The organism is Phocaeicola sp. RTP21359st1_B8_RTP21360_211022, from assembly GCF_040911965.1.
GTDB classification, from domain to species: Bacteria; Bacteroidota; Bacteroidia; order Bacteroidales; family Bacteroidaceae; genus Phocaeicola; species Phocaeicola vulgatus.
Genome location: NZ_JBDFXP010000047.1, coordinates 16,842 through 33,515 on the forward strand (window position 1 = coordinate 16,842; position 16,674 = coordinate 33,515).

Below are 16,674 nucleotides of genomic sequence, written 5' to 3' on the forward strand. Positions count from 1 at the left end.
AAGATTGTAGATATGAAAATTCGTTATTTATCTTTGATAGTGTTACTGGTAATGAGCGTATTTGCTCCTATGCAGGCACAAACCTATGACAATTTGTGGAAAGAACTGGAAGTATTGGAACGAAAGGATCTGCCCAAGTCGGTTATTTCCGAAGCAATGAAAATCTACGATAAAGCAAAAGCGGAACAGAATGTACCGCAAATGATGAAAGCCTATCTCACTGCCATGCAGTACCGTTCCCTTTTAACTCCCGATAGCTTGAAGGTAGATATGAATGGTTTGGAACAATGGGCTTCCCAAACCGGCAGTATGGAAGACAAAGCTATATTGTATTCTATTCTGGGTGAAATGACCATGCCTGCCGACGTAAAAAAAGGATTGGGTTATTTGCAGGCCTCTCTCAAGGATAAAGACCGGTTATTACTTATCCCGGTCGAGAAATTGAGACCTATGGTGAGAGTGGGAGAGGCTAGTAAACGGTATTTTCGTGATAATCTGTACAACCTGCTGGCACGTCGTGCCATACAAATCATGCAGCAGTACAGGTGGCAGGCGGCTGCTAAAGCAAATCAGACAAACAGTCTGTCTGTGGATATGACGGATATGGATCAGTTTGTTACTTATCAGTTTGTTCCCGTCTCTGATTGTGACCTGACGGCAGCTGTCATGCAGACTTATCAGTCCTTGCTGAAAGCATATGATACGGAAACGGAGCGTGAGGGCTGGTTGCTGACCGGGATAGATGCATTGAATTACCTGTACCGCAATTTTTCCGGAAACTTCTCGAATGACGTATGCCAACAGGAACTTCGGAAGTGGATTCATACTTATCCGGCTGTGAAAACAGTCCCTGAAGCTTATCTGGCTTTGGCACAATTTCTACAGTATCAAAATAATCAGGTAGAGCGCTTGCGGATAGTTCGTGAAGGAATAGCCGGATACCCCCGTTACGAAGGTATCAACCAACTGAAGAATATAGAAAAGGAAATTCTGAATGCAAGCCTTTCACTGGAAATAGCTACGGCCTATCCGGGTGAACAGCAGTCGGTGAAAGTAAATTATAAAAACCTTACCGGCATCACCTTGCAGTTATATAAGGTGAATTTACCCGTAACCTCTGCCGTATTGCAGAACAGAACCACCCATTTTGAAAGTAAATATGCCCGTTTGCAACGCGAGGAGCATTTTTCTTTGAAACCTACTACAGATTATTTGAATGTCGATACCACCCTGACCATACAGGCTCCTCAAGCGGGAATTTATTTCTTAAAGGCAGTGCCCGATGGGAAGAAGGGCGTTTCGGACGGAACATTAATGAATGTCACCGCTTTAAAGACCATTTATCGTCCTCTGCCGGATGGTACGTTGGAACTGGTGGTGGTAGATGCAGTGAGCGGACAGCCTGTTTCTGAGGCGGAAGTAACCATTTATACGGAGAAGGGAGGAGGTTATTCTCCCCAACAGACCTACCAGGCGGATAAACAGGGTACTTTGAAACTGGATTTCCTGAATAGTAACAAATACTGGTATAATGCACATACGGCGGCTGATAATGCGATGCCCATCTTGAATCTTTGGAAAAACGATTATTACTATAAAGAGAGCAAGAGGAAAGAAGTTTTGCAATTATTTACCGACCGCTCCATTTACCGTCCCGGTCAAACCGTATATGTATCCGGCTTGGCTTATGAAATGGAAAAGGATTCTACGCGTGTGCTTGCGGATAAAAAATATACGGTATCCCTATATGATGCGAATAATAATGAAACAGGAAAAGTGGAAGTACGGACGAATGGTTTTGGCTCGTTCAGCGGACAGTTTGTTTTGCCCTCTCCTTGCCTGACCGGTTATTTTAGCTTGCGTGCGGCCGATACTTCTGTCAGTTTTAAGGTAGAAGAATATAAACGTCCCACCTTTGATGTCACGTTTGAGCCCGTGAAAGTGGAGTATCAAGTGGGTGACTCTATAGAAGTGGTGGGTATGGCAAAGACTTTTGCCGGTGCGCCTGTGCAGAATGCCAGGGTACACTATAATATATCTCGTTCCTATGCCTGGGTCTGGCGGTTTATGGGCAGAGGTTCAGCCCGTTGGGAGGGAGAGGCAATGACCGATGCGGATGGTAAGTTCAGCGTTCCGGTGCATTTTGAAATAGACTCGGACAGGAGAGAATCTCCGTTGTGGTATTATACGTACAACATACAGGCGGATGTGACGGATGGTGCAGGTGAGACACAGCAAGCTAATTTGTCATTGCCTTTAGGAAGTACTTCAATGGTGCTGAATATGGATAATCTGCCCGATAATTTGGTGAAAGAAAAGAAGCTGGAAATAAAACTGACAGCCATGAATCTTTCGGGTGAGCCGGTAGATACTCCGGTTACTTATCAGGTAGTCGAGATGGAGGAGCAGAAAGACGGTCAGGAAAAAGAAGGCAGAAAGGTATTGACCGGTACGGTGGAAGCCAACAAGAGTTTTGTTCCTGAGGCTATTTATGCCCTGCCTTCCGGCAATTATCGTTTGAAGCTCTCGGCTAAGGATACGCAGGGCAGAGAGTGTACGGCATCTAAGAATTTCCTTCTGTTTTCATTGAACGACAAGCGTCCGCCTTTCGTGATAACGGATTGGTTCTATCAGGATGGTCTGGAATTTGATGCAGCATCTCCGGCGACTGTATATATAGGTAGCAGCGAAAAGAATGTCTATCTGCTTTATGATGTATTTGCAGGAAATAAGCGCTTGGAAAGCAAACGTATAGAGCTTTCGGACTCGGTGGTCAGTTTCCGCTTCCCTTATAAGAAGGAATATGGTGACGGCATTCTGGTAAGTATGGCATTTGTGAAAGATGGCAGACTTTACAGTCATAATGCACGGATTATGAAACCGGCCCCTGAAAAGAAGTTGCAGCTGAAATGGACTACGTTCCGTGACAAACTCCGTCCTGGACAGCAAGAGGAATGGAAACTGACGGTACTTTATCCGGATGGAAGCCCGGCTGAGGCTGAAATGCTGGCTACTATGTATGATGCTTCTCTGGATAAAATCTATAGTGCACATAAGTTGGACTTTGGAGTGGACTTTCATTATGTGGTTCCTTTGACTTATTGGAATACATCCTATATGCGGAATGCTTATTTGTATGTTGATTTCCCGTTGAAGAGGCTCCGTGCGGTTCCTTTGGAATATAGTGAATTGATCATTCCATCTACAGGAAGAATGGAGGCTATGGTGGTAGGTTACGGAGGCAGTCCTCGTGCCACTCTTGCAGGAGCTTTGAAGATAAGAGGCAGGAGTGCCGCAAATGCTGTGATGAACCAGGAGGCTGTTACTGATATGGTGCTCCAGGAAGAAATGGTAGAAACGTCTGCACAGGAAAAGGTAGAAATGGGCAGTTCTGAAGAACTGGCAGAAACGGGTGATATACAGATACGTGAAAACTTTGCGGAAACGGCATTCTTTTATCCACAGCTCCGCACCAATGAAAAAGGTGAAGTCAGTATTTCCTTTGTACTGCCCGAAAGCCTTACCCGATGGAAGTTTATGGGCTTGGCACATACCCGGAATGTGGATTATGGAAAGATAGAAGCTACCGCTACTGCCAGCAAGGAGTTTATGCTTCAGCCTAATATGCCCCGCTTTGTCCGCGTGGGAGATAAAGCGAATATTGCCGCTTCACTGATGAACCTGTCGGACAAGGGAGTGAAAGGGATTGTCCGCATGGAATTGTTCAATCCGGAAACAGAAAAGGTATTCTATTCACAAAAACAGAAGTTTGATGTGAAGGGAGGAGAAACCGGGCATGTGAACTTTACTTTTGAAGTGAGTGACAAATATGCGGTAATGGCATGCCGGATGGTAGCGGATGGAGATACCTTCAGTGATGGAGAACAGCGTTACATCCCCGTTCTGACAGACAAACAGTGGGTGACGGAAACCGTTCCTCTGAACGTGAATGGGGAAGGTGCGCATACTTTCTCTTTGGAAAACCTGTTTAACAAGCATAGCAAAACGGCTTCCGAACAACGGTTGACCGTAGAATTTACTGCCCATCCGGCTTGGTATGCCGTGCAGGCTTTGCCTGTAGTGGCTCATCCTCAGAATGAAGATGCTCTTTCCTGGGCTACCGCTTATTATGCCCATTCATTGGCTGCATATATAGTTAAAGAAAATCCCCGTATCAAGCAAGTCTTTGATAGCTGGAAGGCTCAAGGTGGCACGAAGGAAACTTTTATGAGCAATCTGCAAAAGAATCAGGAACTGAAAAATATCCTGCTGGCTGAAACTCCCTGGCTGGCAGAAGCTACCAATGAAGCCGAACAAAAACAGCGTATCGCCACTTTGTTTGACCTGAATACAATGAATAGCCAACTGGCTGTTTCTGTAGAAAAACTGGGAGAATTGCAAAATGCCGATGGCGCATGGAGTTGGTATAAAGGTATGCAAGGCAGCCGCTATGTAACTACTCAGGTAATGGAAATGCTGGTCCGGCTGAATGCATTGACTCATCAGGATGCTGACAGCCGGATGCAGCCTATGATTCAAAAAGGGTTCGAGTATTTAGGCAAGCAGGCAGCCGAAGAGTATAAGTCCATGAAAGAAGCTGAAAAGAAAGGGGCTGTCGGTATCCGTCCGTCAGAGCAGGTTCTCAGGTATTTGTATATCTGTGCTTTGGATGGCAAGGCTCCGGTTGATGAAAAGGTGAACCGGTATTTCATAGACAAGTTGTCCGGTGAGGGAAAAGAACTGACGATTTATGGAAAGGCGTTGGGAGCTATCATCTTGCAGCAGGCCGGTAAGGTGGCAGAAGCCAGGCTGTTTATGCAGTCATTGATGGAGTATTCTGTTGTGACGGATGAAATGGGACGTTACTTTGATACTCCTAAAGCCCGATATTCATGGTTCAGTTATAAAATTCCGACTGAAGTGGCTGCTATGGAAGCTATACAGCGTATAACAAAAGATACGAAAGCGATCGATGAAATGAAACGCTGGCTGTTGAAGCAGAAACAGACACAGACTTGGGAAACGCCGATTGCCACGGCTGATGCGGTGTATGCATTGATGGCTACAGGAGCTTCGGATTTATTGGCAAATACAGGAGGAGTAGAGATTACTTTAGGTAAAGAAGTGATCCGGACTCCGGCAGATGATGCCATCGGTTATATCAAGAAGACGGTGTCCGGTGATGTGATGAATATCAAGAAAGTAAGGGTGGATAAAGAAGGAGCCGGAATGGGTTGGGGAGCCGTTTATGCCCAATATCTGGAAAGTATGGATCAAATAGGTGAGCAGGGAAACGGATTGTCTGTCAGCCGTCAATTATATAAAGGAGATGAGGCTTTGAATGAATCAGCTCCATTGAAGGTTGGCGATAGGATTACCGTTCGCCTGACTGTAAAGGCTGACCGTGATATGGATTTTGTTCAGATCAAAGATGACCGTGCAGCTTGTATGGAACCGTTACAGGCAGTTTCGGGATTCCGTTGGAGCAACGGGCTGGGATATTATCAGGCTACCAAAGATGCTTCGACTCAGTTCTTTATCGATCAGATGAGAAAAGGAACTTATGTCATAGAGTATCAGGTGTATGTGAACCGGACAGGAGAATATCAGGCTGGAATTGCAACTGTTCAGTCTGCTTATGCTCCGGAATTCGGAGGGCATACGGGAGGATATCGGGTGATGGTGGAATAAAGACACGGGATGTCTGGAATTAATTGTGTGATTTCATAAAAAGTAAGTTAGCTTGCTAACTTACTTTTTTCTTATGCTTCTGCCGTCCACCCATTCTAGTCTTATTTCAAAACCATCTTCAGCCGTGCCATAAAAATAGCGGCCTGAAACGGATGGATATTCAATTATAAATGTATAACCATCTGAATAATATAATACAACCAACCGTTTTGAATTTCCCAGTCAAACTTATATACCCTATAAAGTTCATCATTATAGTAACAGCGCTCTTCCGTACCTACACCATGATCTGTGAAAGCACCTGAGGTGAATGTGATGTAACTGTAAAGAGGTTCTCCATATCGGTCTTCAAATCCCATATCGCCCCACCAAGTCTTACCGTATAATCCTGAAATGTCAAATCCTCTTTCCTCATCGCTTTCACATGAAGAAAAACTTATCATTGTAATCAATGCAATGGCAACGAACCAGTAATGTTTTACTATTTTCATAATTTATCTGATTTTTAATGCGGGACAAAGATAAAGGTTATTCATAAGATAAAATAAATTATAGGCTGAAAAAATGGGTAAAGGATGTTTTTTGTCTATCTTTGCTATCTAAAAAGCATAAAATAATTGTATGAAACATATTATACTGATAGTAAGTTTGTTAATGGGAGTGACTTTGGGAGTACAGGCACAACCCAAAGCATTATTTGATAAGACAACGCATGAATTTGGAACTATTTTATGGAAAAATCCGGTGACGGCAACCTTTAAAATCACTAATAAAGGAGATAAACCTTTAGTGATATCTAATGTGACAACGTCTTGTGGCTGCACGGTTGCTGATTGGACCAAAGAACCGATTGCACCGGGAAAGACCGGGATTGTCAGTTCTACTTTTGACGCCAAAGCCATCGGACGTTTTCAGAAGAGCGTAGGCATTTATTGCAATGCCTCGAATAAACCTATCTATCTGGCTATCCGGGGAGAGGTAACAGCCGATCCTAAGAATTACACTTTCACACATCCTTTTCAAATTGGCGCTATTCGTCTGGATAAGGAAGAAATAGAGTTTGAGGATGCCAATAAAGGTGATAAACCGACTATGGAATTGTTGGTTGCCAATACGTCAGATAAACTATATACCCCTGTGCTGATGCATTTGCCTCCTTACCTCAGTGCTGTTGCAACTCCGGAAAAATTAGGAAGGGGACGTACGGGTAAAATCAAGATCACTCTTGATACGGATAAGCTGCCTAAATTGGGCTTGACAACAGCTTCTGTTTATTTATCCCGTTTTCCGGGAGATAAGGTAGGAGAGGAAAATGAAATTCCGGTTTCTGCCATATTATTGCCGGATTTCTCGCATATCAGCCAGCAGGAACGCTTGAATCCGCCTGCCATTCATCTTTCTGCCAAAGAGTTGCAGATGGGAGAACTGAAAAGCGATGAAAAGAAAGCACATACGATTATTGTTAAGAATGTAGGAAAATCTAATCTGGAAATTCTTGATTTGCAGGTGTTTAATTCTGCTTTGGGGGTCCAGTTGAAGAAACGTGTCTTGAAACCGGGTGCGTCTACCAAGTTGAAGATTACTGCTTTCGGTCAAAATTTGAAGAAAGTAAAGGGTACTCCGCGTGTCTTGATGATAACCAATGATCCTAACAATCCGAAGATAATTATAAAAGTAAAAGTAACCTCAAAAAAATAGCTATGGAACATCCTGAAAATAGTGAAGAATATAAAGGATTGACAGTGAACAAAGGTATTGAGCAACCATCTATTGTGAATCCTTATTTGAAACTACGTAAAAAACCTCGTCGTCGTGAGTTTTCCGTAGGTGAATATGTAGAAGGCATCGTAAAAGGTGATGTGACCGTATTGAGTCAGGCGGTTACTTTGGTGGAGAGTGTAAAACCGGAACATCAGGCTATTGCCCAGGAAGTGATAGAGAAGTGTTTGCCTTATTCCGGAAATTCTATGCGAATCGGTATCAGTGGTGTGCCCGGTGCCGGCAAGAGTACATCTATTGATGTATTTGGATTGCATGTGCTTGAGAAGGGAGGAAAATTAGCTGTTTTAGCTATTGATCCCAGTAGTGAGCGTTCTAAAGGCAGTATTTTGGGAGATAAGACCCGCATGGAGAAACTATCCGTCCATCCGAAGTCTTTTATACGGCCTAGTCCGTCGGCAGGTTCGTTGGGAGGGGTAGCTCGTAAGACTCGTGAAACGATCATACTTTGTGAGGCGGCGGGCTTTGATAAGATTTTTGTTGAAACGGTTGGAGTAGGGCAGAGCGAAACGGCAGTGCATTCTATGGTGGATTTCTTTTTGCTGATCCAACTGGCCGGTACTGGTGATGAATTGCAGGGGATTAAGAGAGGTATCATGGAAATGGCGGATGGAATTGTTATCAATAAAGCCGACGGCAGCAATATTGAGAAAGCAAAACTGGCTGCCAGTCATTTCCGCAATGCTTTACATTTGTTTCCTGCTCCTGATTCGGGCTGGAGTCCTAAAGTAATGACGTATTCCGGCTTTTATGGTATTGGAATTAAAGAAATCTGGGATATGATCTATGAATACTTCGCTTTTGTGAAAGCGAATGGTTATTTTGAATATCGCAGAAATGAACAGGCCAAGTATTGGATGTATGAGTCTATCAACGAGCATTTGCGTGATAGTTTCTATAATAATGAAAAGATAATTTCTATGTTGGCTGCAAAAGAGGAAGAGGTGCTGAATGGCAAACTGACTTCGTTTGTTGCTGCCAAAAAGTTATTGGATGCTTATTTCTCAACCTTGAAATAAGGTTTTGCTGCCAACAGGCAAAACAAAAAACGCAGATTATGATTATTCATTAAATCTGCGTTTTTTTTATTGTCTGTGGTGGATGAAATTAGATAGAAAGTTCGTGAAGTACATTCACCAATTCTCTGTCTATAGGCTTGTCGTTCTTTATAGCTTTAGCGAAAGGTACATAAACAATCTTATCATCATCAATACCAATCATTACATTACGTTGTCCTTCCAATAGTGCTTGGATGCTGGCCACTCCCATACGGCTGGCAATGATTCGGTCATGCGCTGTGGGGCGTCCGCCACGTTGTAAATGTCCTAATATCGTTACACGCACATCGTATTGCGGATATTCGTTCTTCACACGTTCGGCATAGTGCATTGCACCCCCGGTCAGTTCGCTTTCGGCTACTAATACGATGCTACTGCTCTTGGATTTGCGGAAACCATGTTCGATGAATTCTTCCAATTGGTCAACTTCTGTGCTGAATTCCGGAATAATAGCTGCTTCTGCACCTGCGGCAATAGCGCCGTTCAATGCCAGGAAACCTGCATCACGTCCCATCACTTCAACAAAAAATAAGCGTTCGTGAGAAGTTGCCGTATCACGGATTTTATCTACTGCATCCAAAATTGTGTTCAAAGCTGTATCATAGCCGATGGTGGTGTCGGTTCCATACAGGTCGTTGTCAATCGTTCCGGGCAGACCGATACAAGGCACATCAAATTCCTGAGCAAAGATACGTGCACCGGTCAACGAACCGTCACCGCCGATAATGACCAAAGCATCAATCTCGTGCTTTTTCATATTTTCGTAAGCTTGTGCCCGTCCTTCGGGTGTCGTGAATTCTTTGCAACGGGCGGTTTTCAGAATGGTACCTCCCATTTGTATGATGTTGCTAACATTTTGGCTTTTGAATTCCTGAATTTCATCTGTTACCAATCCTTTGTAACCTCTATAAATGCCATATACTTTCAAGCCGTTATAGATGGCAGAACGTGTGACTGCACGAATGGCAGCATTCATTCCCGGAGCATCTCCTCCAGAGGTTAAAATACCAATACTTTTAATCGTTCCCATAAATACCCATTTTAATATTTTTATGTCGCAAAGTTAACAAATTATCAGTTGGACAACGATAATTTTCTATTTTTTATTGGTCTATTTTTCGTTTAAGATTGCTTTTTTACATTCTTCCATCAACCATTTGGGGGTGGAAGTCGCTCCACAAATGCCGATGGAACGGACGTCCTCGAGCAAGTTCCGGTCTATTTCTTCCGGCTGGTCAATGAGGTATGAATTCGGATTGATCTTTTTGCATTCTTGATATAAGATCTTTCCGTTTGAGCTTTTTCGTCCGCAGACAAAAAAGATCAGATCATGCGCTGCTGCAAATTTGCGGATGTTAGGCATCCGGTTGGCCACTTGCCGGCAGATTGTGTCGTAATATTCAAAAGTGGCATCGGGTGAGATATGCTCCTTGATATATTCTATGATTTGCCAGAATTCTTCCAAAGACTTGGTTGTCTGGGAGTACAAGCGTATGTCTTTGGTGAAGTCCAGATGAGCAGCTTCAGCAGGTGTTTCTATGACAATTGCTTTTCCATGAGTTTGACCTACCAGCCCCAGTACTTCGGCATGACCGTTCTTGCCATAAATCACGATTTGTGTGTCTTGACTTGCCGGAACATTATCATACTCCTGTTTGATGCGCTTTTGGAGGCGTAATACTACCGGACAGGTGGCGTCAATGATCTCGATGTTGTTGGTACGGGCTATAGCGTATGTTTCAGGAGGTTCTCCATGTGCGCGCAACAGTACTTTGGCATCGTGTAATTGGGCAAACTCTTCGTGGTTTATTGTGATAAGCCCCATTTTTTTTAGGCGTTCACATTCCTGTCCGTTGTGTACAATGTCTCCCAGACAATAAAGAGTGTTTCCTTTTGCCAGTTCTTCTTCTGCTTTACGGATAGCTGTGGTGACTCCGAAGCAGAACCCAGATCCTTCGTCTATCTCTATGTTAACCATTTATCGCTGCTTGAAATTTTTCGGTCAGCCACTTTTTCTGTTCGGCAATGCTCATGTGGCTGTTGTCCAACAAGATAGCGTCATCCGCTTGCCGTAACGGGCTGACTTCACGGGTTTGGTCTATACGGTCACGCTCTTCCACATTTTCCAGAATTTTTTCATAAGAGGCCTCTTGCCCTTTACTTCTTAATTCATCATAACGGCGCTGTGCACGTATGGCAGCCGAGGCGGTTACAAATATTTTCAGTTCGGCATCGGGGAAAACAACGGTTCCAATGTCCCTTCCGTCCATGACAATTCCTTTGGCCTTTCCCATTTCCTGTTGTTGTTTCACCAAAGCCTCACGTACAAAACCCAAGGTGGCGATAGGGCTTACATGAGAGGAAACTTCCATGCTGCGGATGGCATCCTCTACATTTGTATCGTTCAGGAAAGTCATGGGGCGTTGTGTCTCCGGATTTAACCGGAATGAAATATGTATATCGGGCATCGCTGTTTTTAACGCTTCGGTGTCGATGCCTCTTTCCGTAAAGAACCCTTTCTGCAGGCTATATAATGTAACAGCACGATACATGGCGCCGCTATCAATATAAATGTATCCTATTTCACGTGCCAAGTCTTTGGCCATCGTGCTTTTTCCACATGATGAATAACCGTCAATGGCAATAGTTATTTTTTTCATATATAATTAATGTATAGGTGACTACTAAAAACGCTTCAAAGATAGATAAAAGTTGGGTGTATGTCTATGAAATCGGATGAAAATAAAATGAATTAGCATATTTTTCATATGAAAATACTTTTTATTTAAAAGATTTGTGTTACATTTGCCCTCAGTGAGAAACACTTAATTTTAAAACACAATTTATGGAAGTTAAAAAATCGCCTAAAGCAGATCTCGAAGGTAAAAAGAGTACCTGGCTGCTTATCGGTTATGTGTTTATCCTTGCTCTCATGTTTGTAGCTTTCGAATGGACTGATCGCGACAAGCAAGTGACTACGGAAACAGGTATAACCGATGTCGTATTTGAAGAAGAAATTATCCCTATTACGGAACAGGAACAAAAACAAGCTCCTCCTCCTCCCGAAGCTCCTAAGGTAGAAGAAGTGCTTCAGATCGTTGAAAACGATGCTAAAGTAGAAGAAACTGCCATTCAGGCTTCTGAAGAAACAGGTCAGGCTGTGGAAGTTAAATATGTTCCGGTAGAAGTGGAAGAAGAAGAACCTGAAGAACAGCAGATATTCCAAGTTGTAGAGGAAATGCCTGAATTCCCCGGAGGTATGGCTGAATGTTTGAAGTTCTTGGGTAAGAATATTAAATACCCCACTATTTCTCAGGAAAACGGTGTGCAAGGTAAGGTTATCGTTCAGTTTGTCGTTAATAAGGACGGTTCTATCGTTGACCCGGTGGTTGTGCGTAGTGTAGACCCCTACTTGGATAAGGAAGCACTCCGTGTAATCAAGACCATGCCGAAATGGAAACCTGGCAAACAGCGTGGTAAAGCTGTACGTGTGAAATATACAGTGCCTGTAACTTTCAAATTACAGTAATAAAATACTTTAATATCTTAATTAAGAGGCTGCCTTTAAAAAGCAGCCTCTTTTTCTAGAACCCCTTAATCAAAATAATTTATGGCTTTTTCTGCAGACCAGTTATTGGAAAAGGTAAATACTTATCTTGCTACGATGCCTTATGTGCGCGAACCAAAAGGATTGTATGCTCCTATAGAGTATGTCTTGTCATTAGGCGGTAAACGTATCCGTCCTGTTTTGATGTTGCTTTCCTATCAGCTTTACAAAGAGAATGTGGATGATATTTTACCACAAGCGGCAGGTATAGAGACTTATCATAATTATACATTGTTGCATGATGATTTGATGGATTGTGCGGATATGCGCAGAAACAAGCCTACCGTGCATAAGGTTTGGGATGAGAATACGGCTATTCTTTCGGGGGATGCCATGCTGGTGTTGGCTTATCGGCTGATGAACAATTGTCCGGAGCGTTATTTGAAGCAAGTGATGGATATTTTCAGTCAGACTGCTTTGGAAATTTGTGAAGGACAGCAGTGGGATATGGAATTTGAAACCCGGAATGATGTTACTGTTCCCGAATATATGGAGATGATTCGTTTAAAGACATCGGTACTTTTGTCTGCTGCGTTAAAAATTGGTGCTGTATTAGGGGGGGCTTCGGAAGATGATGCCCGCAAATTATACGATTTCGGTATCAAAATGGGATTGGCATTCCAGTTACAGGATGATTATCTGGATGTGTATGGGGATTCGAAAGTGTTTGGAAAAAATATAGGTGGAGATATTTTATGCAATAAGAAGACTTTTATGCTGATCAATGCGTTGGCTTTGGCAGATGGGATACAACGGAAGGAGTTGGAAAAATGGATAGCTTCTACTGCTTTTTGTCCGGAAGAAAAGATAAAAGCTGTAACAGCTCTTTATGATAAGATAGGCATCGGCGGAATTTGTGAAGAAAAGATTAACGCTTATTATGTCGAGGGGCTTTCGTTGTTGGAAAGTATAGCTGTGCCTTCTGAAAGAAAAGAAGAGCTGAAGTCTTTTGTTTGTCATTTAATGAATAGAAAAGTATAATATGATTGACACGCATTCTCATTTGTTTGTTGAGGAGTTTGATGAGGATTTGCCGGCTGTGATAGAACGTGCTCGGGATTCCGGAGTATCTAAAGTCTTTATGCCCAATATTGATGACACCACGGTGGAAGCGATGTTGAATGTCTGTACGGCATATAAGGGGTATTGTTTTCCTATGATTGGATTTCATCCGACTTCTGTTGGGGCTGATTCGTTATTCCGTATTTATGAGATGAAAAAGCTGCTTTCCGGTGAACATCCTTTTGTGGCTGTAGGTGAGGTGGGAATGGATTTGTATTGGGATAAGACATATTTGAAAGAACAACAGAAGGCGTTGGATATACAGATTCAATGGGCATTGGAATATCATCTGCCTTTGGTGTTGCATTGCCGTGAAGCTTTTCCGGAGTTGTTTGAAGTGATGGAACCTTATAAAAAAACTGAGTTAAGCGGTATCTTTCATAGTTTTACGGGTACTCTGGAGGAAGCAGGGCAGGTTTTAGAGTATGCTCGTTTTTTCTTTGGGATCAATGGAGTCGTTACATTCAAGAAGAGTAGTCTGGCTGAGGTCTTACCTCATATCCCCTTAGACAGAATCGTTCTTGAAACGGATTCTCCTTATTTGGCTCCTGTGCCTTTCAGGGGAAAACGGAACGAGTCTTCTTATATAAAGAATGTAGCGATGAAACTTGCCGAAATCTATGGTCTGGATTTTAAAGATGTGGATAGAATTACTGCCAATAATGCTTTAAAAGTGTTCAAAATGGCTGAATAAGTTTTTAAAGTTTATTAATTTTGATAGGTAATTTAAATATTGGCAGGGCTAATTCTACGTAAGACGAAAAAAAAGAATACATTTGTAGCTGAAATCGCTTGCAGTTCCCGATTTTCTTTGTAATTTGCACCCGATTTTAAAAAAGATAGTATTGTGTCGCCCGAAAAGGAGAGATGCTCGAGTGGTTGAAGAGGCACGCCTGGAAAGCGTGTAAACGCCAAAAGTGTTTCGCGGGTTCGAATCCCGCTCTCTCCGCATTGTAATGGAAAGCACAACAGACTGGAAGACAATTAAAACAAATAAATAACAATTAATTAATTAATCTTAAAAATTAGACACACAATGAAAAAGTTATTTGCAATTCTTGCAGTGATGGGAGTCCTTACTTTAGGATCAGTTCAGCCTGTTATGGCTCAAGACGCAGCTCCGGCTCAAACAGAACAGACTACTGAAGCAGCAGTGGTTGAAGAAGGTGGTGGTCTTCACAAAGAGTTAAAAACCAAATTTATTGAAGGTGATGCCAGCTTCATGTCATTGGTAGCTATCGCATTGGTTTTAGGTTTGGCTTTCTGTATTGAACGTATCATTTATTTGAGCTTGGCTGAAACGAATACAAAGAAGTTGATGGCTAACATTGAGGCTGCTTTGGAAAAAGGTGATGTTGAAGCTGCTAAAACTGTATGTCGCAATACTCGTGGTCCGGTCGCTTCTATTTGTTATCAAGGCTTGATGAGAATAGATGAAGGTATTGATGTAGTAGAACGTTCAGTTGTTTCTTACGGTGGAGTTCAAGCCGGTTATTTGGAAAAAGGATGTTCTTGGATTACATTGTTCATCGCAATGGCTCCGTCTTTGGGATTCTTGGGTACTGTAATCGGTATGGTTATGGCGTTCGATAAGATTCAGCAGGCTGGTGATATTTCTCCGACAGTTGTAGCTGGTGGTATGAAAGTGGCTTTGATTACTACTATCTTCGGTTTGGTTGTAGCATTGATTCTTCAGGTATTCTATAACTACATCCTTTCTAAGATTGAAGGTTTGACAAGTGAAATGGAAGACTCTTCTATCACTTTGTTGGATATGATCACTAAATATAACTTGAAATACAAAAAATAATTAGGAGATGGCTAAGTTATCATATAAAGTGTCTTACTACATAATGTACATTTGCTTTGCGCTGATTCTTGTCGTGCTGGGAATGTTCTATTTTGTAGGATACAATAATCCGGTAGGTGAATATAATGCACCTGAACATACGGAAACATTGATTTACTTAATGTATGCAATGTTTGGAATATGTGTGGCAGTAACTGTAATTGGTGCGATAGCACAATTTGGCGCTGCTTTGAGAGATAATCCTAAAAGTGCAATAAAGTCTTTGATCGGCTTGGTCTTGTTTGTGGTAGTATTGGTCGTTTCTTACGGTATGGGTTCTGACTCTCCTGTTGTTTTGGCCGATGGTAGTGCTTACACTGATACAGGTTGGTTGAAAATTACTGATATGCTGATTTACTCCATTTATTTCTTGTTTGGTGTGGCTGCAATCGGTACTTTAGTAAACTTGAGCGGTATCTTTAAAAGATAATATTATCTACATTGATTAAATAATTTAAAACGAAGTAAGTAAAATGGCAAGAAAAAAAAGAGGCGTACCTGGAATTAACTCCAGTTCAACAGCTGATATTGCCTTTATGTTGCTTATTTTCTTCCTGATAACAACATCAATGGATACTGACCGTGGCTTGGCGAGACGGCTTCCGCCTCCTCCCGAAAACAAGGATCAGAAAGATGATGATATTATTGTAAAGGAACGAAACATCCTTCAAGTCCGTCTGAATAAAGACAACCAGCTGATGTGTGGTACGGACTATATTGATGTGAAGCAATTGAAAGAAAAGGCAAAAGAGTTTATAGCCAATCCGTATGATGATGAAAATCTGCCTGAAAAGCATAGAAAGAATATTCCTTTGCTGGGTGATTGTATGATTACGGAAAATCATGTAATCTCTGTTCAGAATGACGTTGGAACTAGCTATCAAGCATATATTGATGTGCAAAATGAATTGGTTGCTGCGTATAATGAACTTCGTAATGAACTAGGTAAAGCTAAATTTGGAAAGCTTTATAATGAGTGCAACGAAGATGAACAAAAAGCTATTCGTGAATATTATCCGCAGAAGATTTCTGAAGCTGAACCTAAAAAGTATGGAGGTAAGTAATGGGAAAATTTAATAAAACAGGTAAACGTGGAATGCCTGAGTTGAATACCTCTTCATTGCCTGACCTTATCTTTACCATGTTGTTCTTCTTTATGATTGTAACAACCATGCGTGAGGTTACATTGAAGGTTCAATTTCAGGTTCCTCAAGGAACAGAATTGGAAAAGTTGGAAAAGAAGTCGTTGGTTTCCTTTATTTATATAGGTAAACCGTTGCCGGAATTCCAAAAGAAAATGGGTGCTGAAAGTCGTATTCAGTTGAATGATAAGTTTGCTGAAGTGTCAGAAGTTCAGGACTACATTTATCAGGAACGTGAGAATATGAAAGAAGAAGACCAGCCATTTATGACAGTATCCTTGAAAGTTGATAAAGATACAAAGATGGGTATTGTACAGGATGTAAAGCAGGCACTTCGTCAAGCTTACGCTTTGAAAATAAACTATTCAGCTACTCAACGTCAGTAATAGTTATATAAGCATAGATAAACAAGAGGCTGTCTCAAAATGAGACGGCCTTTTTTTGTGTTTGCAAAAAAATCGGGCAAGTCCTAACTTCGCTCAGTCA

13 protein-coding genes, 1 tRNA gene and 1 pseudogene are annotated in these 16,674 nt (G+C 42.1%); 11 read left to right on the forward strand and 4 right to left on the reverse strand.

The features are described from left to right. The first annotated feature begins 12 nt into the window (after positions 1 to 12). Positions 13 to 5,691: an alpha-2-macroglobulin gene (locus AB5062_RS18820; RefSeq protein ID WP_368326938.1), complete on the forward strand. Its 5,679-nt coding sequence runs from the start codon at positions 13 to 15 to the stop codon at positions 5,689 to 5,691. 60 nt (positions 5,692 to 5,751) lie between these two features. On the opposite strand, the pseudogene AB5062_RS18825 reads toward AB5062_RS18820, so the two are convergent. Next, positions 5,752 to 6,182, reverse strand: a pseudogene (locus tag AB5062_RS18825) (hypothetical protein). 130 nt (positions 6,183 to 6,312) lie between these two features. Between AB5062_RS18825 and AB5062_RS18830 the strand changes: the two are divergent. Together AB5062_RS18830 and meaB are read left to right on the forward strand one after the other, a co-directional pair. Next, complete coding sequence (locus tag AB5062_RS18830) at positions 6,313 to 7,389, forward strand: DUF1573 domain-containing protein (RefSeq protein WP_005845841.1); 1,077 nt, start codon at positions 6,313 to 6,315, stop codon at positions 7,387 to 7,389. A gap of 2 nt (positions 7,390 to 7,391) precedes the next feature. Continuing rightward, positions 7,392 to 8,489, forward strand: coding sequence for a methylmalonyl Co-A mutase-associated GTPase MeaB (gene meaB, locus AB5062_RS18835; RefSeq protein ID WP_005845843.1), 1,098 nt, complete (start codon positions 7,392 to 7,394; stop codon positions 8,487 to 8,489). A gap of 88 nt (positions 8,490 to 8,577) precedes the next feature. Here meaB and pfkA read toward each other — a convergent pair whose 3' ends face one another. The 3 genes from pfkA to cmk form a co-directional block, all read right to left on the reverse strand. Further along, positions 8,578 to 9,558, reverse strand: coding sequence for a 6-phosphofructokinase (gene pfkA / locus AB5062_RS18840; RefSeq protein ID WP_005845845.1), 981 nt, complete (start codon positions 9,556 to 9,558; stop codon positions 8,578 to 8,580). Positions 9,559 to 9,639: 81 nt separating this feature from the next. Further along, positions 9,640 to 10,506, reverse strand: a complete 867-nt coding sequence (locus AB5062_RS18845) for a 4-hydroxy-3-methylbut-2-enyl diphosphate reductase (protein ID WP_005845847.1) — start codon at positions 10,504 to 10,506, stop codon at positions 9,640 to 9,642. Beyond that, complete coding sequence (gene cmk / locus AB5062_RS18850; protein ID WP_057280354.1) at positions 10,499 to 11,188, reverse strand: (d)CMP kinase; 690 nt, start codon at positions 11,186 to 11,188, stop codon at positions 10,499 to 10,501. The genes AB5062_RS18845 and cmk overlap by 8 nt, the downstream gene beginning before the upstream one ends. Before the next feature lie 185 nt (positions 11,189 to 11,373). Here cmk and AB5062_RS18855 point away from each other — a divergent pair, with 185 nt between their 5' ends. The 8 genes from AB5062_RS18855 (at position 11,374) to AB5062_RS18890 (ending at position 16,574) form a co-directional block, all read left to right on the forward strand. Beyond that, positions 11,374 to 12,057: an energy transducer TonB gene (locus tag AB5062_RS18855; RefSeq protein WP_005845850.1), complete on the forward strand. Its 684-nt coding sequence runs from the start codon at positions 11,374 to 11,376 to the stop codon at positions 12,055 to 12,057. Positions 12,058 to 12,138: 81 nt separating this feature from the next. Beyond that, positions 12,139 to 13,116, forward strand: coding sequence for a polyprenyl synthetase family protein (locus tag AB5062_RS18860; RefSeq protein ID WP_057280355.1), 978 nt, complete (start codon positions 12,139 to 12,141; stop codon positions 13,114 to 13,116). A gap of 1 nt (position 13,117) precedes the next feature. Continuing rightward, entirely contained in the window at positions 13,118 to 13,891 is a 774-nt protein-coding gene (locus AB5062_RS18865) for a TatD family hydrolase (protein WP_008782427.1), read from the forward strand. Positions 13,892 to 14,058: 167 nt separating this feature from the next. Then, a tRNA-Ser gene (locus AB5062_RS18870) sits at positions 14,059 to 14,146 on the forward strand. 87 nt (positions 14,147 to 14,233) lie between these two features. Next, complete coding sequence (locus AB5062_RS18875) at positions 14,234 to 15,007, forward strand: MotA/TolQ/ExbB proton channel family protein (RefSeq protein WP_005845856.1); 774 nt, start codon at positions 14,234 to 14,236, stop codon at positions 15,005 to 15,007. A gap of 7 nt (positions 15,008 to 15,014) precedes the next feature. Continuing rightward, on the forward strand, positions 15,015 to 15,476 hold the full coding sequence (locus tag AB5062_RS18880; protein ID WP_005849022.1) for a hypothetical protein: 462 nt from the start codon (positions 15,015 to 15,017) through the stop codon (positions 15,474 to 15,476). Between the two features lie 43 nt (positions 15,477 to 15,519). Beyond that, entirely contained in the window at positions 15,520 to 16,110 is a 591-nt protein-coding gene (locus AB5062_RS18885; RefSeq protein ID WP_005845860.1) for a biopolymer transporter ExbD, read from the forward strand. After that, positions 16,110 to 16,574, forward strand: a complete 465-nt coding sequence (locus AB5062_RS18890) for a biopolymer transporter ExbD (protein ID WP_005845862.1) — start codon at positions 16,110 to 16,112, stop codon at positions 16,572 to 16,574. The genes AB5062_RS18885 and AB5062_RS18890 overlap by 1 nt, the downstream gene beginning before the upstream one ends. Positions 16,575 to 16,674: the final 100 nt, after the last annotated feature.